The 19,303-nt window shown below is 48.3% G+C and carries 17 protein-coding genes and 2 other annotated features; of the genes, 2 read left to right on the top strand and 15 right to left on the bottom strand.

From position 1 onward, the window contains the following. Positions 1 to 5: 5 nt before the first annotated feature. The 10 genes from KNQ13_RS06500 to KNQ13_RS06455 all read right to left on the bottom strand — a co-directional run bounded on the left by KNQ13_RS06500 (position 6) and on the right by KNQ13_RS06455 (position 12,282). A complete protein-coding gene (locus KNQ13_RS06500) occupies positions 6 to 572 on the bottom strand; it encodes an anthranilate synthase component II (RefSeq protein WP_014969902.1) in 567 nt (188 codons plus the stop codon). After that, the gene (gene trpE, locus KNQ13_RS06495; RefSeq protein ID WP_026831067.1) at positions 569 to 1,963 is read right to left on the bottom strand and encodes an anthranilate synthase component I; all 1,395 of its coding nucleotides are present in this window, start codon (positions 1,961 to 1,963) and stop codon (positions 569 to 571) included. The genes KNQ13_RS06500 and trpE overlap by 4 nt, the downstream gene beginning before the upstream one ends. 52 nt (positions 1,964 to 2,015) lie before the next feature. Continuing rightward, positions 2,016 to 2,260: a binding site (T-box leader), on the bottom strand. Between the two features lie 47 nt (positions 2,261 to 2,307). After that, positions 2,308 to 2,540, bottom strand: a binding site (T-box leader). A 62-nt stretch (positions 2,541 to 2,602) separates the two neighbouring features. Continuing rightward, entirely contained in the window at positions 2,603 to 3,895 is a 1,293-nt protein-coding gene (locus tag KNQ13_RS06490; protein WP_209548211.1) for a dihydrolipoamide acetyltransferase family protein, read from the bottom strand. A 13-nt stretch (positions 3,896 to 3,908) separates the two neighbouring features. Continuing rightward, positions 3,909 to 4,892 carry an alpha-ketoacid dehydrogenase subunit beta gene (locus KNQ13_RS06485; RefSeq protein WP_014969899.1) on the bottom strand — a complete coding sequence of 328 codons (984 nt, stop codon included), beginning with the start codon at positions 4,890 to 4,892 and terminating at the stop codon, positions 3,909 to 3,911. Next, complete coding sequence (locus tag KNQ13_RS06480) at positions 4,889 to 5,902, bottom strand: thiamine pyrophosphate-dependent dehydrogenase E1 component subunit alpha (protein WP_026831065.1); 1,014 nt, start codon at positions 5,900 to 5,902, stop codon at positions 4,889 to 4,891. The genes KNQ13_RS06485 and KNQ13_RS06480 overlap by 4 nt, the downstream gene beginning before the upstream one ends. Before the next feature lie 13 nt (positions 5,903 to 5,915). Then, positions 5,916 to 7,337, bottom strand: coding sequence for a dihydrolipoyl dehydrogenase (gene lpdA / locus KNQ13_RS06475; RefSeq protein WP_026831064.1), 1,422 nt, complete (start codon positions 7,335 to 7,337; stop codon positions 5,916 to 5,918). Beyond that, positions 7,307 to 8,410 carry a butyrate kinase gene (gene buk, locus KNQ13_RS06470; protein WP_209548210.1) on the bottom strand — a complete coding sequence of 368 codons (1,104 nt, stop codon included), beginning with the start codon at positions 8,408 to 8,410 and terminating at the stop codon, positions 7,307 to 7,309. The genes lpdA and buk overlap by 31 nt, the downstream gene beginning before the upstream one ends. A 13-nt stretch (positions 8,411 to 8,423) precedes the next feature. Next, on the bottom strand, positions 8,424 to 9,548 hold the full coding sequence (locus tag KNQ13_RS06465) for a Glu/Leu/Phe/Val family dehydrogenase (RefSeq protein ID WP_014969895.1): 1,125 nt from the start codon (positions 9,546 to 9,548) through the stop codon (positions 8,424 to 8,426). Positions 9,549 to 9,561: 13 nt separating this feature from the next. Further along, positions 9,562 to 10,482 carry a phosphate butyryltransferase gene (gene yqiS, locus KNQ13_RS06460; protein ID WP_014969894.1) on the bottom strand — a complete coding sequence of 307 codons (921 nt, stop codon included), beginning with the start codon at positions 10,480 to 10,482 and terminating at the stop codon, positions 9,562 to 9,564. Between the two features lie 144 nt (positions 10,483 to 10,626). Continuing rightward, the gene (locus KNQ13_RS06455) at positions 10,627 to 12,282 is read right to left on the bottom strand and encodes a sigma-54-dependent Fis family transcriptional regulator (protein WP_014969893.1); all 1,656 of its coding nucleotides are present in this window, start codon (positions 12,280 to 12,282) and stop codon (positions 10,627 to 10,629) included. A gap of 121 nt (positions 12,283 to 12,403) precedes the next feature. Here KNQ13_RS06455 and KNQ13_RS06450 point away from each other — a divergent pair, with 121 nt between their 5' ends. Together KNQ13_RS06450 and KNQ13_RS16110 are read left to right on the top strand one after the other, a co-directional pair. After that, positions 12,404 to 12,658: a DUF2627 family protein gene (locus KNQ13_RS06450; protein WP_014969892.1), complete on the top strand. Its 255-nt coding sequence runs from the start codon at positions 12,404 to 12,406 to the stop codon at positions 12,656 to 12,658. Positions 12,659 to 12,977: 319 nt separating this feature from the next. Further along, complete coding sequence (locus KNQ13_RS16110; protein WP_285801353.1) at positions 12,978 to 13,100, top strand: hypothetical protein; 123 nt, start codon at positions 12,978 to 12,980, stop codon at positions 13,098 to 13,100. 372 nt (positions 13,101 to 13,472) lie between these two features. On the opposite strand, the gene spo0A is transcribed toward KNQ13_RS16110, so the two are convergent. The 5 genes from spo0A to dxs all read right to left on the bottom strand — a co-directional run bounded on the left by spo0A (position 13,473) and on the right by dxs (position 19,199). Then, complete coding sequence (gene spo0A / locus KNQ13_RS06445; protein WP_081578942.1) at positions 13,473 to 14,186, bottom strand: sporulation transcription factor Spo0A; 714 nt, start codon at positions 14,184 to 14,186, stop codon at positions 13,473 to 13,475. Between the two features lie 3 nt (positions 14,187 to 14,189). Then, a complete protein-coding gene (gene recN / locus KNQ13_RS06440; protein WP_034774549.1) occupies positions 14,190 to 15,896 on the bottom strand; it encodes a DNA repair protein RecN in 1,707 nt (568 codons plus the stop codon). 12 nt (positions 15,897 to 15,908) lie between these two features. After that, entirely contained in the window at positions 15,909 to 16,358 is a 450-nt protein-coding gene (ahrC, locus tag KNQ13_RS06435) for a transcriptional regulator AhrC/ArgR (RefSeq protein WP_026831061.1), read from the bottom strand. A gap of 141 nt (positions 16,359 to 16,499) precedes the next feature. Then, positions 16,500 to 17,306 (bottom strand): TlyA family RNA methyltransferase, encoded by an 807-nt coding sequence (locus KNQ13_RS06430; RefSeq protein ID WP_026831060.1) that lies wholly within the window; start codon positions 17,304 to 17,306, stop codon positions 16,500 to 16,502. Positions 17,307 to 17,312: 6 nt separating this feature from the next. Continuing rightward, positions 17,313 to 19,199, bottom strand: a complete 1,887-nt coding sequence (dxs, locus tag KNQ13_RS06425) for a 1-deoxy-D-xylulose-5-phosphate synthase (protein ID WP_026831059.1) — start codon at positions 19,197 to 19,199, stop codon at positions 17,313 to 17,315. Between the last annotated feature and the right edge of the window lie 104 nt (positions 19,200 to 19,303).

Raw genomic sequence — 19,303 nt, 5'->3', positions numbered from 1 at the left:
TCCTGTCACTCCTTCGTCAGTTCGATAAATCGTTGTATCATCTGTTGCCCATCTGGTGTCCCAATCGATTCGGGATGGAACTGAATCCCATAGGTCGGATGTTCTCGATGTTCGAGTGCCATGATCGTTCCATCTTCTGTTTCAGCCGTGATCGTCAAGACATCCGGTAAAGTCGTCCGTTCGACAATCAGCGAGTGGTACCGCATCACATCCAACTGTTCCGGTAGACCTGTAAACAATCGACCCGACTGACGGATCGTCGAGGTTTTCCCGTGCCGAATCTCTGGTGCTTCGATGACTTGACCACCAAACGCCTGTCCGATCGCTTGGTGCCCGAGACAGACACCTAGTATGGGAATCTTACCGGAGTAAGCATGAATAACATCCAGACAAATTCCAGCGTCGGTCGGATTCCCAGGTCCCGGTGATAAGATAATCCCTGACGGACGTAAGTCGGCGATCGCCTGTACGTTTATCGCATCATTTCGGATGACTTCGATGTCATCATATACAGCCGCATATTGATATAAGTTATAGGTAAAGGAATCATAATTATCAATCAGTACAATCATTTCCAAACCTCCAGTAAGGACTTCGCTTTATGCAAAGTCTCTTCGTACTCCAGGGTCGGATCAGAGTCATAGACTATTCCCGCTCCCGCCTGAACATATGCTTTTCCGTTTTGGATGACCATCGTCCGGATTGCAAGCGCAAAATCGAGATTACCACTGACATCAAAATATCCGACCGCCCCTGCATACACTTCTCGCTTTTTTGTCTCATATTGATTGATCAGCTGCATCGCTCGAATCTTCGGTGCGCCGGAGACCGTCCCTGCAGGTAAACAGGCGACCAGTGCATCGGCACCTGTCTTTCCTTCCGTCAATGTCCCTTCGACCACGGAAACAAGGTGCATGACGTTTTTGAAGCGTTCAATCTCCATCTGCCGTGAAACTCGAACCGTTCCGACCTGACAGACTTGCCCCAGATCATTCCGTCCTAAATCAACGAGCATTTTATGTTCCGCCTGTTCCTTTTCATCTTGCGCCAACTCCTCGGCAAGCCGTTCGTCGTCCCGTTTCGTTTTCCCTCTTGGCCGTGTTCCGGCAATCGGATTCGTCGTAACCCGCCGCCCTTTGACTTGAATCAAACTTTCCGGTGACGCTCCAAGCACGATGACTTCACCGAGATCGATGTAAAACAGATAAGGACTCGGATTGTCCTGACGAAGTTTTCGGTAAAAGTGAAACGGATCACCGGCAAATGTAGCATCCAGTCGTTGTGACAAGACCAGTTGGAACACGTCCCCTTTCCGAATATGTTCTTTTGCTTGATCGACAAGCGATAAAAATGTTTCTTTTTCAAGTTGCGGCTGATAGACGATATTTTCAAGGGGACGCTCAATCCGTGTCTGTTCGCCCGTCCGTTCCAACTGATTTTTGCGTGCTTGGAGCCGACGTCTCATCTCTGTCCGGTCTGTCAGTCCACCGATTGACGTATGGATCAAGTGGACCCGATGCTCCAGGTGATCGTATAAAATGACTTCATCATATACAGCCAACAAGGCGTCTGGTAAGTGCCGGTCGCTGTCCGGGACAGCTCCGATGTTTTCATACGAACGAATCGTATCGTACCCGACGTAGCCGATTGCACCGCTCAGGAACGGAAACTCGGTATTCGCGATAGGGCGCGTGACGGCTTGTTGCAACAGTTGCACTGGATTTCCTGTCTGCGTGCTTATTTCCTCAGTCCGAAGATTTTGCCGTGTCACGTGATTCCCTTCCGCCCGAAGCAATTCAACCGGATTGACACCGATGATCGAATATCTTGCGTGCCCGACGTTCGTCGAACTTTCAAGCAAACATTTCCGTTCCCCTTCGATATTTAAAAAGATTGAAATCGGAGTCAACTCATCTCCGTTCATCTCTAGTTGCTCCATGATCAGTTCATCTGTCTCAATCATCCTGTTCGCCTCCTGGTATAAAAAAATCCTCCATACAGCAAAAATATGCCGTATGGAGGACGATAGACTCGCGGTGCCACCTCACAATTGGAACAATAACTGTTCCCACTCGATTCCGATGCGTCTTGACGAGACATCGTAGCCTACGATAACGGGGGCTTCCGTCATGACCTACTTAGCGTTCAGTCCTGCTCTCATGAGACCATTCATCAGACATCATTGTACGGAAGTCCCACCTCTCTTCCGCTCTCTGGAACAATGATTCGTCTGACTACTTAACTCATTCATCGATTTTTTTATTCAGTTGAATACGAAAAGGGTCTTCTCGCCCATTCATGATAAACATGAAGGACGGGAAAACCCGCGGTACCACCTTCGTTGACTATTACTAGTCCCCTCGAACGAACCGGTTGCCCTGATTCGTCGTCCTCGATAACGGAAGGTAACCGTCAGAGCCTACTGTAAGTTCGGTCTGATGCTCAGAAGTCCATTCACCTGTTTCCCGATACTGATTCGCACCACCCATCAGCTCTCTTCAATCGTTTCATAGGTTACTTCTCTTCGTCGTTGCGTCTGTTGTTGTGTAATTGTTTTTTATGTTACGTGGGAAACGGTTTCCTGTCAATACATTTGTCCCAATCAATATAAAGACAATTGATTTGGATCAATCGATTCCAGTGACTGTTTGACCGTCTGGAGGAATTGACCGGCAACGAGTCCGTCAAGTACCCGGTGATCAATCGACATACAGAGATTGACCATATCACGCGCCGCAAACATCCCGTTGACCCAGACCGGACGTTTGACGATCGATTCGACCGACAAAATCGCCGCTTGTGGGAAATTAAGGATTGGTGCTGATTGAATCGAACCAAATGAACCGGTGTTATTGACCGTAAACGTACCACCTTGCATCTCGCTTGACGACAATTTTCCAGCCTGTGACCGTTTACCAAAATCATCGATCGCCCGAGCAAGACCTTTGATGCTCAGTTCATCGGCATTCTTGACAACCGGTACGAACAACGCTTCTTGCGTCGCGACGGCTAGTGACAAGTTGATCGCTTTTTTCTGAATGATCTTTTCGCCGGCCCATGTTGAATTCATGATCGGGTGTTTTTTTAGACCTTCGACCGTTGCTTTCATGAAGAACGGAAGGAACGTCAACTTAACGCCTTCTTGTTTAAAGAATGCATCTTTATGCCGATTCCGGGCTTCGACCAAGTTCGTCACGTCGACTTCAATCATCAACCAGGCATGCGGCGCTTCCTGCTTCGAGCGGACCATGTTCGTCGCAATGGCCTGACGGACACCCGCCGTCGGAATTTCGATATCTCCGGCTTCTGTCGTGCTCGTCATCGGTTTAGCCGCTTGAGGTCGCGCGACTTGCGGCTGTTCTTGTCGTTCTGATTGTGTTTCTGGTTTTACTGCCGGAACAGACTCAATCGTCGGTGCTTCGACCGTATCCGGTTGACGAATTTGACCCGTTTCGATGACTTTTAAGAGATCTTTCCGGGTAATCCGTCCGCCTGCTCCTGTACCCGTCACCTGTTCGAGATTGATCGCATGCTCGGAAGACAGTTTCAGAACAGCTGGTGAATACCGTTTTTTCATCGATTGGTCACTCGAGACGACTGTTTCTTCGACAGCCGGAACCGCTTCTTCTGTCGCTGCGACTTCGGTTGAACCGCCACTGACTTGTAACGTGACGATGGCCTCGCCGACTTGCAGCGTGTCGCCCTCTTCTGCCAACAGTTTTTCAATCACACCGTCAAACGACGACGGGACTTCTGCTGTGACTTTATCCGTGATGACTTCGGCAATCGGATCATATTTTTTGACAGTGTCACCTGGTTTGACGAGCCAAAGTGAAATCGTTCCTTCGGTTACGCTCTCCCCGAGTTGTGGCATCGTTAAGGTTTCGGTTTTCATGGATGCTTCCCCCTTAGTACGCGTGTAGCGTCCGGATTTTATCTTCGATTTTTTCGCTGGAGACATTAAAGAATTTTTCCATCGTCGGTGCGTATGGCATCGCTGGCACATCCGGACCACAGAGCCGTTCGATTGGCGCATCGAGATCAAACAAAGCTTCTTCGGCAATGATGGCCGACACTTCACTCATGACGCTGCCTTCTTTGTTGTCTTCCGTTACAAGCAGGACTTTCCCCGTTTTCCGTGCTGCTGCGACGACTGCTTCCCGGTCGATCGGATAGACGGTCCGTAAATCCAGAATGTGGACATCGATGCCGTCTTTTTCAAGACGCGTTGCCGCTTCAAGTGCGAATTGGACACAAAGACCATAGGTGATGACCGTCAGATCTTCGCCTTCTCGTTTGACATCCGCTTTTCCGATTTCAACCGTATAATCGCCATCCGGTACTTCTCCCTTAAGCAGACGGTACCCGCGTTTATGTTCAAAGAACAAGACAGGATCGTTTGAGCGGATCGCCGCCTTCAGTAACCCTTTGGCATCATATGGATTCGATGGGATGACGATCTTTAAGCCGGGTGTCGAGTTGAACATCGCTTCGACCGATTGGGAATGATACAAGGCTCCATGGATCCCGCCACCAAACGGCGCCCGGATGACGATCGGACACGACCAGTCGTTGTTTGAACGATAGCGGATTTTAGCCGCTTCACTGACGATCTGATTGACGGCAGGCATGATGAAATCAGCAAACTGCATTTCAGCAATCGGACGCATGCCGTACATCGCGGCACCGATTCCGACTCCGGCAATCGCACTTTCGGCAAGCGGGGCATCGATGACACGTGCTTCCCCGAATTGTTCGAGTAATCCTTGTGTCGCGCGGAAAACACCACCACGGACACCAACATCTTCACCTAAGATAAATACAGAATCATCTCGTTCCATTTCTTCCTTGATCGCACTATTGATTGCTTCGATTAGACTCAACGTCGTCATTTCGTTTCCCCCTCATCGTACACGTAACGGAGTGTGTTTTCTGGTGTATCGTAAGCAGCCGCTTCCGCATAAGCGGTTGCTTCATCCACTTCCTGTTCGAGCTTTGCTTCGATGGCTTGCGCCGTCTCTTCCGTCAGGACACCCATTTGAATCAACTTTTCACGGAACAGTTTGACCCCGTCGCGTGTTTTCAGTTCAGCGAGTTCTTCTGCTGAGCGATACGATTTATCATCATCATCTGATGAGTGAGGAACAAGACGCTCGACTTCGACTTCAATCAAGGTCGGACCGTCACCACGAAGCCCGCGTTCACGCGCTTCTTTGACGGCTTTATAAACAGCAAGCGGGTCAATTCCGTCAATCGTCACACCCGGCATTCCGTAACCGATCGCCCGGTCCGCAACATGTTTGGCTGACAATTGTTTCGAAAGTGGTGTTGAGATCGCATATTTATTGTTTTCACAGAACAGAATGACCGGTAATTTATGAATCCCGGCAAAGTTTGCCCCTTCATGGAAGTCCCCTTGGTTCGAAGAGCCTTCTCCAAACGAGACGTAAGCGACCAGTGGTTCTTGACGCATCTTCGCAGCGAGGGCGATCCCGACAGCATGCGGGACTTGTGTCGTCACCGGACTCGATCCTGTCACGATGTTCAAGGCACGTGACCCATAATGACCGGGCATCTGGCGTCCGCCTGAGTTTGGATCTTCCGCTTTCGCAAAAGCTGATAACATGATGTCGCGTGACGTCTGTCCAAAGTGTAAGACGACGCCAAGATCCCGGTAGTACGGTAAAATATAGTCCGTTCCTTTTTCGAGGGCATACGCCGCTCCGACTTGGGCGGCTTCTTGTCCTTGACATGACACAAGAAACGGAATCTTACCCGACCGGTTCAATTTCCACATCCGTTCGTCAATCTTCCGCGCCCGGACCATCGTCTCGAACATCTGAATCGCGTCTTGTTCCGTCAAACCTAACTCGACCAGTTCTTTGAATTCTATTTTCTCCATCTGTTTTTCCTCCTTAGGCGTGAACCGCTAATCCATCGACTGCTAACGCTGCTTCGCCAAATGCTTCTGATAGTGCAGGATGCGGATGAACGAGCTGTCCGACTTCCCATGCTGTCGCATTTAAGACGAGCGCCAGACCACCTTCGCTGATCAATTCCGTCGCTTTCGGTCCGACGATATGAACCCCAACTAAATCATCTGTCTTTGCATCCGATACAAGCTTGATGAATCCTGCTGCTTCCCCTTCGATTCGAGCTTTTCCAAGCCCATTAAACGAAAACATCCCTATCTTGACATCGAGTCCTGCCGCTTTTGCTTCGGCTTCTGTCAAACCGACGGAAGCGGCTTCCGGCACACTATAGATACAACGCGGAACAAATGCGTAATTCAGTGGGGTCGTCGAACCATTCACAATCGTCTCGACGGCTTTTGTGCCTTCTGCTGAAGCGACGTGGGCCAGTTGCAGACGACCGATGACGTCTCCAATGGCAAAGATATGATTGTCTTTCGTCCGGAAGTCATCATCGACCTGGATGAATCCGTTCTCGACGATGATATTCGTATTTTCAAGCCCGATTCCTTCGACGTTCGCCATCCGGCCGATTGCGACCAACAGCTTATCGGCTGCAAGTGTCGTCTTCTCTCCATTACGGTCGACGTCAATCGTCACGCCAGACTCCTTCAGTCGGAAGCTGTCACTCTGTGCGGCGGCACTCGTTATGATTTTGACACCACGTTTTTTCAATTGACGGGCAACTTCTCGACTGACGGCTTGATCTTCCGTCGGCAAAATCCGGTCACTGAATTCGACGACCGTGACGGCAACATCAAAATCAGTCAGCATCGATGCCCATTCGATTCCGATGACCCCACCACCAATGATGACGATCGACTCGGGTAAAGCGTTCATGTCGAGTGCTTCGTCTGAACTGAGGACGTATTCTGAATCAAAGGCCAGCCCCTGTAGCGGACGTGGACGAGAACCCGTCGCCACAATCAATTGCCGGGGTAAAATCAATTCGCCTTCACCTTCTTCCGGTTCGACACTGATCGTACCTGGCATCGGTGAAAAGATACTTGGTCCAAGAATCGAACCTCGCCCATGAAAAACATCGATTTTCCCTTTTTTCATCAGATGCTGGATGCCTGATTCGAGACCATCGATGATGTCTTGTTTTCGTTGTTTGACCTGTTCGAATCGCAAAAACGATTCTGGTACGTCAACGCCGTATGTAGCGGCGTGTTTAACCGTCTGATAGACCGCTGCCGATTTCAAGAACGCTTTTGACGGAATACAGCCACGATGCAGACATGTTCCACCTAACTTACCTTGTTCGACGATTGCTACCGTTTTCCCGGCTTGGGCAGCACGAATCGCTGCCACGTACCCACCAGGACCACCACCTAGGACAACGACGTCATATTCTCTCGCCATGTTGGTTCGCCTCCATATTCCTTGACTTGTTCTTCGTTGCGTAAGACACGTAAGACACCTTCCGCAAGAGCACGTAATTCATCTTCCCCGGGTATCCGAACGACCGGTCCGAGGTGGGCAATCCGCTCCTCGATCGCCGCTGTTAGTCGGTCACTGTACGCCAAACCACCCGTTAAGAGAATGGCGTCGACTTGACCATATAAAACGGCACTTTGGCCGGCAATTTCTTTTGCGACACGATATGCCATCGCCTCATAGAGCAGAGCAGCCTTTTCGTCTCCTGCATCAATCCGTCGCTCGATTTCAATTGCATCGTATGTGCCTAAATGCGCGACAAGTCCGCCTGACCCGACGATCAGACGCTTCATTTCTTCAAGTTTATACTTGGTACTATAACATAGTTCTACTAGTTGACCAACAGGCAAGGAACCGCTTCGTTCTGGCGAAAATGATCCTTCTCCGTCTAAGCCATTGTTGACATCAATCACACGTCCTTTGAGATGGGCACCGACCGTAATTCCACCGCCCATATGCGCCACGATCAACCGCATTTCTTCATACGGTGTCTTGAGATCCTTTGCATACCGCTTGGCGACCGCTTTTTGGTTCAAGGCATGGAAAATACTTTTTCGTTCAAGTTTAGGTAAGCCCGTAAGTCGCGCGATTGGTTCGAGTTCATCCACGACGACGGGATCCACGATAAAAGCCGGAATGCCAAGTGTTTGTCCGATCTCATCTGCCAATAATCCACCTAGGTTCGATGCATGGACCCCAAACGTCCCGTTCAACAAGTCATTACGCATCTCTTGATTGACCCGGTATGTTCCGCTGACGAGAGGACGGAGCAAACCACCTCGACCGACGATTGCCGTAAGCGCTTTCATTTCAATCTGTTCGTGTGCCAAAACATCCAACACAATTTGCCGTCTGCTGTTCAGCTGATCTGAAAGCGGTCCTCCGACCGCTTCAGCTGAATGGCGCAACGTTTTCGTCAACACTTGTTTTGTTCCATCAAAAATCCCGATTTTCGTTGACGTCGAACCCGGATTGATCGTTAAAATACGTTCGCTCATCGAAATCCTCCTCTTATCCGCGTGATCCTAGGATATTTTTATCACGGCGTAAAAATTGGCTCCGGGCACTGCCCATCGTTGCAATCCGTTCTTCTGCCATCTTTTCTGCTGCCCGGTATGTCGGCAGATGATCGCGTTTCGCGATTTCGATGACTTTTGAGACCGCATCGTAGACGAGTTCGACTTTTTTCATCGCCCGCTCACGATTGTATCCGTCGAGTTCATCGGCGACGTTGATGACACCGCCCGCGTTGATGACGAAGTCTGGTGCATAGAGAATACCGCGTTCTTGTAACATGTCACCGTGACGATCTTCTTTTAATTGGTTGTTCGCTGCACCAGCGATGATTTTCACTTTGAGTTGCGGAATCGTCTCATCGTTGAGTGTCGCACCGAGTGCACACGGTGCAAAAATATCGGCCTCGACACCGTAGATTTCATCCGGGCCAACGACCAAGGCGCCAAAGGCTTCTTCCGCTCGACGTAACGCATCTTGATTGATATCCGTGACAATCAGTTTTGCTCCTTCTTCGTGCAGGTGACGGCATAAGTTAAAGGCGACGTTACCGACTCCTTGAATCGCGATCGTTTTACCACCAAGCGAATCCGTTCCGTACACTTCTTTTGCTGCTGCCTTCATCCCGCGATAGACACCGTATGCCGTGACCGGTGAAGGGTTACCACTTGATCCAAATGCCGGACTGACACCTGTTACGAAGTCTGTTTCCATGTGAATGTAATCCATATCAGCAACTGTCGTATTGACGTCTTCGGCTGTGATGTAACGTCCGTTCAACGACTGGACATACCGTCCAAACGCCCGGAACAACGCTTCTGATTTTTGTGTTTTTGCATCGCCGATAATGACAGCTTTTCCGCCACCGAGGTTTAATCCAGCTGCTGCGTTTTTATACGTCATCCCTTTTGCTAAACGGAGGGCATCGATCAATGCTTCTTCATCCGACGCATAATTCCACATACGGAGACCACCGAGTGCTGGACCAAGTGTCGTATCATGAATCGCGATGATCGCTTTTAGACCTGAGACCTTATCGTGACAAAAGACGACCTGTTCGTAATCTTCCATAGCCATTGTTTCAAAGATACTGAATCGTGCTTCTACGTTTGTTTCTACCATTATGAGTTCCCCCTTAGATTGTCTGTGTGAGCTTTTTTGTAGGTTGGGCATTGAGTAAGGCAAAGGCTAATGAATACAGTTTTGCTTCTGCTGTATCCGCTCGACTCGTTAAAACGACAGGTGCCTTCGCTCCGACTAAAATTGCCGCGACGGATGCCTGCGCAAAGTACATCAACGATTTGTAAATCACGTTTCCGACCTCGATTTGGGGGACGACAAGAAGATCAGCTGCCCCTGCAACGTCTCCCGTCAATCCCTTTTGTTTCGCCGCTTCTAAATTAACCGCATTATCAAGGGCAAGTGGACCGTCAACAAGGCAATCCTTGATCTGTCCGCGCCGATTCATCTGTGTGAGCAGTGCCGCATCGATGGTCGCCTGCATCGTCGGGTTGACGACTTCGACCGCTGCTAAGACAGCAACTTTCGGTAACGTATAGCCAATCGCCCGCAGTGCCGTCACTCCGTTTTCAATGATGTGGACTTTGTCTTCAAGCGTTGGTGCGATATGGATGGCGGCATCCGTCAGTCCGATAGCCGTTTCCCGACCAGGTACTTCAAATAGTGCCACGTGGGACAATACGTTTCCCGAACGTAAGCCGGTTTCCTTGTTCAATACGGCTTTCATGAACGTCGCTGTTGGTACAAGACCCTTCATCAAGACATCCGCATCCCCTTTACGAACGGCATAGGCTGCTCGTTCTGCGGCTTCTTGTGCAGTAGCTGTATGTGTGATGACGAATTGTGACTCACTTAACTTTCGATCATGAATCATTTTTTGGATACGTGTCGCATCCCCAAACAAATGAAAACGAGCTAATTCATTTTCAATCGCTAGCGACACGGCATCCATGACTTCCTCATCGTCCGCTGACGCGATTGCGACAACGGAATCTTCGAGACGTGCTGCTTGTCGTACCATTTGATCAAACCTCAAGTCATTACCCCCTTACCTGTCATTCTCTTTATTTAATAGCAATTTTCATGCCAATCTTAAATCGACGTTCTACTTGGTTTCTTCTCTTTTAATTTTGCACGGAATTGCATTTTTTGCAATATGTTGCACGCAAAGTTTTGCAATTCAACATTGAATGTTAAACCGTTCGACTTTGTAATAGAGCGCACGTAAAGAAATTCCTAACTGTTTGGCTGCTTCCGTCTTATTGCCGTTGACGACATCAAGGGCTTCACGAATTAATTGTTCTTCGACATAAGACATCTCATCTGAAAGATGTTTAATTTCTTTTTTTGGTCGTTCGGAACGTTTCGGAGTCACGGTGACAACCAGTTGAAGGTGCCCTTTTCGTAAGACTTGTTCTGTTTTATCCGTAAAAATTAAAGCACGTCCAATGACGTTTTCCAATTCACGGACATTCCCCTTCCACGTCTGTTTTCGAATCGCTTCAAGTGCGTCTTCCGAAATCCGCTCGACGGATCGGCCGTAACTTTGATTGAGTTTGCGAAGCAAGTGGGTGGCGAGTGGTGACAGATCGTCTGGCCGTTCGCGTAAGGCAGGAATGTGGATCGGCAACCGATTGATCCGATAGTACAAGTCTTCCCGGAATTCGCCGGTAATGATTTTTTGTTCGAGATTGGCATTCGTTGCCGCAATAATCCGGACATCGACCGGAACAGCTTTTGTCCCTCCGACCCGGACGACTTCATTTTCCTGTAATACCCGTAATAATTTGGCTTGGACGTCAAGCGGCAATTCGCCGATTTCATCTAAAAACAACGATCCCCCATGTGCTTCCTCAAAATAGCCTCTTTTACCACCACGACGTGCTCCTGAAAATGCCCCTTCTTCGTAACCAAATAATTCACTTTCAAGTAAACTTGGTGCAATGGCGGCACAGTTGACTCGAACAAATTGTTCATATCTCCGGTCGCTCGCCGCATGAATCGCATGGGCAAACAATTCCTTCCCCGTCCCCGATTCTCCACGAATCAAGACGTTAACAGGCATAGTTGCTGCCAGTTTGGCTTGGTCCACGACAAAACGCATCGGTTCGCTTTCCGCAATGATGTCATCGAAGGTGTACTTCGCTTCTAACGTTCGAATTTTTTGTTTCGCGGCCTTGAGTTCCTTTGTGAGCGCCTTCATTTCAGAGATATCCCGGATGACTCCGACCGATCCTCTGACTTGTCCATCAACGACGACCGGAGCCGCATTGACGATGATGTCCCGCCGATCTTGTCCAATCTTCATCCGCGCATCGCGTACGCTCTCCCCAGTTTCAAGCACCCGTAAATGAACCGATTCCTGCATCCCGATATCGGCACTCGCCGGTTTACCGATCACATCCTGTTCGGTATACCCTGTCATGCGGGTATACGCTGGATTGATTAACATCGTTTCACCGGCTTGATCTGCTACAGAAATCGCTTCACTTGTACAATGAATGATCGCTTCTAACATACGTTCTTTTTCTGCCAGGCGCTCAAGTAAAACGCGGACGAATTCGCCCGGTAAAACCGCGGCCTCCGGGAAAAAATGAATCAATTGTTCAAGCACCCCGTGTTCTCCCGTGGCGTCAATGATAAAATCAATCGCTGTTCCTTCAAAAGCCGTCCATGTCGTCTCGACACGGATTTGTCCTCGTTTGGCGAGCTGGACGCCGATTGCGTGTTCATTCGGATCGACGACCCCGATGACCGTCAACAATGGTGAGCGTTGAAAAGCATGCAGTACTTCTGTCCCACCATGCCCAGCACCAACAATCAAGAGATGATGCATTATGATTCCCCCTTTGAAACTGCTTACATCTTTATCCTACTCGTATTAAAACAGGAGGGCAAATCCCATTCGCAGTCTCGCTTCTTTTCTGATACAATACGCTTGGAAAGGGGTCACACTCATGCGAATCATCGGCTTATTATCTTTACTCATTCCTGGAATCATTGGCGCCATCGGAATCAAACTCATGCGGGATAGCGTTTTCTTAATCGCCCAGTTTCCCTTCCATTATCTGGGGGAATCTGCCTATGTATACGTGTTGCAAGGGGTTATTGGATTAGTCTTAGCCATCGGTGGGATTGGTTTTGTCGCCGGCTATGTCTTTTACCGTGACCGCAAACGGGGGAAAGTATCCGAGCGGTATCGAAAAAAATAAACACACAAAAAGGTCCCCATCTCTTGAACTCATTTCAAGCGCGGGACCTTTTATTCGTATAAAGTTGGTTTCACTTACGGATGAACTCCTCTCATAGTAGAACTATTCGTGTACTTCAAAACCATAGGTTGTCCTCTTAATGAAGAGGTTGAAAGAAATCAGATCTGGCTATCGAGCGATCGATAGAACGGTAAAACGACTCCATTATCTGACTTTACTTGGACCTAGGTGAAGCGTAATGTCATCCGCTTGAAGCAGTCGATCATTCGGTTGCTAACATTCACTGCTAGACAACACTCCTTTTCACGAACTGTACTTGTTGCTGGTCTTGCTGGTCTTGCTGGTCTTGCTGGTCTTGCTGGTCTTGCTGGTCTTGCTGGTCTTGCTGGTCTTGCTGGTCTTGCTGGTCTTGCTTGGTCTTCTTGTTGCTTTGGACGTTTAATTTACGTTACCCTCCACTTTTCCCTTGCTTCGAAATCGTGGAGTCTCATACCTTTCGAGATGTCTCATCTGAAAAAGATATGAATTGCCTTGGTCTAAAAAACTACCAAGAGAATGTCGTCCATCATCCTTGAGCCGTTTACAGGTGGCGTCCTGAGATGAAGTGTGTTGAATGGTTTTCCGGGAACCAATTCGACTTGACGTTCATCTAACGTCTTTCCAAATCATTTGGTATCTTTATTATAACAAATATTTTAGTTTCTGCAACATATATTTAATGAATATTTATTTTTATTTTTCAATGTAAAAGAAGTGGCTGGACCTGATGAAGTAATTCAGGTCCAGCCACTTCTTTTTATTCTCATCTGTTTGCTCAAGATCCATTCATATGATTCGATACATAGGAAATGAACTCCGAATTTTTAGGACCTTTTTGTTGTTCAATCCGTCCCGTAAACAAGACATGTTCGCTCATGCCTTCTTTCCAAGCTGATTTGATCGCATGGCGCATGGCCCGCTCCACGCGTGACGAAGTCGTTTGATGTTTCTTCGCGATCATCGGATACAATTCCTTTGTAATCAATCCCAATAAATCTTCTCGTTCCAATACCATCAGGACGGCATCTTTTAGATAGGTGAAGCCTTTGATATGCGGAGCAATTCCGATTTCTCGTAAAGTGGTCCCGACTTTCGATTCAACCGGCTCCACTTGGTTTGTCTGGACGCCATGTACGACAAGACGGATTTTATTGACGAGTTGATCCAGACTGAACGGCTTTAATAAAAAGTAAGCGGCCCCAAGTGAGACGGCCTGTTGCGATACTTCGTCCTTACCAAACGCACTCAACATGATCACGGCCGGACTGTTTTTATGTTTCGCCAAGGCCTCTAGAACCCCAAGCCCATCTAGATGCGGCATGATGATGTCTAATAACAAGACATCCGTCTCTATCTGTTCTAATTTTTCAAGACAACTCTCCCCATTGTATGCGACACATACCACTTCCATGTCTTCCTGGACAGCTAGATGTTGACGAATCAATTCGACCATTTCTTGGTTGTCATCCGCAATCCCGACTCTAATCAATCGTTACACCCCATTTTTAAGCGATTCCTTCGTGTTCATTGCTTGCTCCATTAATTCTTCTGCGTGACGTAACGTCAAATCCGTCATGTGTGTCCCGGAAATCATCCGCCCTAGTTCATTACCACGCTCTGCGTCCGTCAAGACATTGACTTGTGTCGTCGTCCGATCCGTCTCTTCGATTTTTCGAATATACAGATGTTGATCGGCAATCGAAGCGACTTGAGGCAGGTGGGTGATACATAACACCTGGCTATCGATTGACAGACGATAGATTTTCTCCGCCATTGCTTGGGCGACACGTCCCGATACACCTGTATCGACTTCATCAAAGATGATCGAAGCGACGCCAACCGAACGGGAGAAAATCGATTTGAGACCAAGCATGATCCGCGACAATTCTCCACCCGATGCTACTTTTCCGAGCGATTTAAACGGTTCACCTGCATTGGTCATGATGTAGAATTCAACGAAATCAATTCCATTTTTCCGCAGGACTGGTGCTTTCCCATCCTGCAGGAACCGAATTTCAAATCGTGCTTTTTCCATGTAGAGCTGACGTAATTCAAGATGAATCGCTTCACCTAAAAGATGCGACGACTGTCGTCGTACTTGCGATAACTCGCTGCCGATTTCAAACAACTCAGATTCTAACTGTTCGACTTCCGCTTTCAAGTTTTCGATTCGCTCGTCTCGATTGGTCATCGTATCTAGCTCGATGCTGATTTTTTCGCCATATGCGATGACTTCTTCAATCGTCGCTCCGTATTTCCGTTTTAATTGTTGAAAGACCGACAAACGTAATTCGATATCATCCAACCGGTTCGAGTCAAACTCTAACGTCTCGAGTTGATCACGAATCGCATATCCAACCTCTTCCAGTGCGTAAAACGCATTGGCAAGTGTATCGCTTTGCCCGGAGAATTCATCATCGATGCTTGCCGCTTGCTGAAGCTCACGCATCGCGTCACTTACGGAATCGATACCTCGTCGTTCTTCGTGCAAGGCATCATAAGCAGCGCTCAGAGACGCATGGAGTTTTTCGAAGTTCGCCAAACGATTTCGTTCGCTTAAAAGCTCTTCTTCCTCTCCCTTACGTAGTTTAGCACTATCAATTTCTTCCGTTTGAAAGGATAGTAAATCGATTCGCTGTGCCAATGCCTGTTCACTCTGCGCGAGTGCTTGCAAGGCGTTACGCTTTTCTTCGTACAGTTGAAAACGCGCCTGATATTTCTCAAGAATCGGAGCAATCGTCTCATGTCCAAAGTCATCTAAAATCGTTTGATGATACGTACTCTCCATCAAATGTTGATGCTCATGCTGACCATGTAAGTCAACAAGGACACGTCCGAATTCCCGTAGGATCGTCAACGTGACTAATTTATGGTTCACGCGACAGACACTTTTCCCAGAAGCAAACAAATCACGACGCAAGATGATCATGCCATCTTCCATGTCAATACCGTATTCTTCCGCTAACGTATAGGCCATATGTCCCTCTTCGATCATGAACAGTCCTTCAAGCTCCGCCTTGTCTTCGCCATAACGGACAAACTCGGCAGATCCACGCCCACCAATCAATAAGCCAATCGCATCCAGGACAATCGATTTCCCGGCGCCCGTCTCTCCGGTCAAGACCGTCATCCCTTTTTTGAAATCAATCTGTAGCTGGTCAATGATCGCAAATTGTTTAATCGATAATTCAGCTAACATCATGTCAACTCCTTAAAGCATCCCTAAGATACGTTCCGTCACTTCTTTTGCTGCTTCTTCATTGCGTGTAATCATCAGTATCGTATCATCCCCACAGACCGTACCGAGCAGCTCCGTCCAGTTCAAATGATCCAGAAGGACTCCTAATGCATTCGCGTTACCCGGCAAGACATGCATGACGATCAAATTTTGAGCAGAATCAATCGAGATGAAGCTATCACCAAGTAACCGCCGTAACTTCCCAAGCGGATTAAATCGCTGATCGGCAGGCAGGCTGTATTTATAACGCCCATCGTTTAGCGGTACCTTTACAAGGTGTAGTTCCTTGATGTCTCGCGAGACGGTCGCCTGCGTTACTTTATACCCTGCATTTCGAAGTTCCTCGACTAACTCATCCTGTGTCTCGATTTCCGACTGCGTAATGATTTCCCGAATCTTGATTAACCGTTGCCCCTTTGTCATCCTTGCACCTCACAGTTTTTCTTCACTGATACTATTGTAATCCAATAATTCGATAAAAGTCCATGCTTGCCCTATGCATTCACTCCAAAATCAAAAGCAGACTCCATCATCACGACGAAGTCTGCTTTGAATTAGTTCGACTTATAACGCAGCATGTGCCAAACGAACCGTTTCGACGGGATCAACGGACGTATCCATTCCCGGCGTATCGAGTTGGGCATGCAAAAGAAACTCAATGTTCCCTTCGCCCCCGGTAATCGGTGAAAAATCGAGCTGTTTGACGTAAAAACCTTCCCGAACAAAGAAATCGACCATCTCTTTGAGCACCCGACCATGAATCCGTTCATCCCGAACGATTCCTTTTTTACCAACATCGTCACGCCCCGCTTCAAACTGTGGTTTGACGAGCGCAATGACATCCCCACCCTGAGCTAGAATGGCTTTTAACGGCGGAAGAATCAATCGTAAGGAAATGAACGATACATCAATCGTCGCAAAACTCGGCTCAACTGGGAACATGTCCGGTGTCGCATGGCGGAAATTCGTTTTTTCCATCGCTGTCACACGATCATCCGATCGCAACTTCCAATCGAGTTGGTTCGATCCCACATCGAGCGCATACATATGGGCTGCTCCGTTCTGCAAGGCACAGTCCGTGAATCCACCGGTGGAAGACCCGATATCAAGACCCGTTCTTGCCGAAACATCGATGTCGAACACAGCAAGCGCTTTCTCCATCTTGAATCCACCACGCCCGACATACGGCATGACTTGACCTTTGACGGTCAAATCAATATCCGATTTGACCTTTTCACCGGCCTTTTCTAAACGTTCCGTCCCGCTAAAGACAAGTCCTGCCATGATGGTCCGTTTTGCTTTTTCACGTGTTTCACATAGACCCCGCTCGACGAGTAAGACGTCGAGGCGGATTTTTTTTACAGTTTCCATGAATCGTTACACACTCTGTTTCTTTCCTTGATTGACAAATACGCGTACTTCTTCCGCGATTTGCCCAGGTAATAATCCGATTTCTTCCAACAACTCGTTGACACCACCGTGTTCAATATACCAATCCGGAATACCAAATCGTTTCACACGTGGGAATGCTTCTTGTTCGTTTGCATGCTCGAGAACGGCTGAACCGAAACCACCTTTTAAGACGGCTTCTTCCATCGTCACGAGTGGAATGCCTTCCGCATATAACGCATTCAACATTTTCCCATCCAAAGGTTTGATTGTCCGCGCATTGATGACACGAACCGACAAGTCACCGTCAAGCAACTCAGCGATTTTTAAGGCATCCTGCACTTGAGGACCAAACGCCATGATGGCGACGTCCGTTCCTTCCCGTTCCACTTCCCACGTATCAAGGGAAATCTCATGCAACGTCTCATCCATCTGAACACCGATCCCTTCTCCACGCGGGAACCGAACGGCAATCGGACCTTCATGTTTGACGGCTGAATAAAGAAGATGCTGTAACTCATTTTCATCTTTTGCCATGACGATCCGGATGTTCGGGACATGACGCATGAAGGCGATATCAAAGACGCCTTGGTGTGTCTCCCCATCTGCTCCGACAAGACCAGAACGATCGATCGTAAACGTCACATCCAGGTTTTGTCGGGCGACATCGTGTACAAGCTGATCGTATGCCCGTTGGAAGAAGGTCGAATAAATCGAGACGACCGGTTTCATCCCTTGCGTCGCTTGACCAGCAGCAAAGGTCACGGCATGCTGTTCGGCGATTCCGACATCAAACATCCGGTTCGGGAATTCTTTTTCGAAACAATCCAGTTTCGATCCTACGCTCATCGCTGGTGTGATCAACGTCAACTTCTCATCCTCACGAGCCATCTTCGTTAACGTATCGGCTACTGTAAACGAATAACTTGGTGCTTTTGATTTCCCTTTGATGACTTCCCCTGACTCGATCTTATACGGTCCAAGACCATGCCATGTTCCGACTCCATCATACTCAGCCGGACGATACCCTTTGCCTTTTTTCGTGATGACATGAAGCAGGACAGGTCCTTCTTCTTTTTTCACATAATTCAATTGTTCGATTAAATCCGTTAAGTCGTGACCATCGACCGGTCCATAATAGTTAAATCCAAGTTCTTCAAAAAACATGCCGGGGACAAGCGCACCTTTGACAGCTTCTTTTAGCTTCTCGCCGCCTTTTTCAAGTTTCCCACCAATCAGCGGGATTTTCTTGATCAACGTCTCGAGCTCATCCTGGGCATAACGGACTTTCCGTGACGAACGGATACGCCCTAACATCTGATGCATCGCCCCGACGTTCGGTGCAATCGACATTTCATTATCATTGAGGATGACGATGACATTTTGTTGTGCCGCACCGATATGGTTCAGCGCCTCAAGTGCCATTCCACCTGTCAATGCCCCGTCACCGATGATCGCAATCGCGCGGTCGTCGTTTCCTTTCAACTCGTTGGATACGGCAATCCCCATCGCTGCTGACAGTGACGTCGAACTGTGCCCCGTCTCCCAGACGTCATGAATACTTTCATTTCGTTTCGGGAATCCACATAACCCTTTATGTTGACGCAACGTATCAAACTGTCCTGCACGTCCGGTCAAGATTTTATGCACGTACGCCTGGTGCCCGACGTCCCAAACAAATTTATCGTTCGGGCTATCAAATTCCCGGTGAAGCGCTAACGTCAGCTCGACGACACCTAAGTTCGGTGCTAAATGCCCGCCCGTCGTCGCTAATTCTTCAATCAGAAAGCGTCGGATGTCGCCTGCGAATACTTCTAATTCCGAGACTGACATACGCTTTAAAAATGACGGATCCTGTATCTCTGTCAACTTCATACCTTACCGCCTCTTTCCCTTACATTCTTATATGGTTTGTACCCTACATTGTACTAGAACAATCTTTCGAACGCCACATTCCGGGCGCATAAAAAAAAAGACGG

Origin of the sequence: Exiguobacterium sp. s128 (genome assembly GCF_018618815.1) — a bacterium.
In the GTDB taxonomy this organism is placed as follows: domain Bacteria; phylum Bacillota; class Bacilli; order Exiguobacteriales; family Exiguobacteriaceae; genus Exiguobacterium_A; species Exiguobacterium_A antarcticum.
Note: the sequence above shows the minus strand (reverse complement) of the source record. Positions and strands in the feature narration are given on the sequence as shown.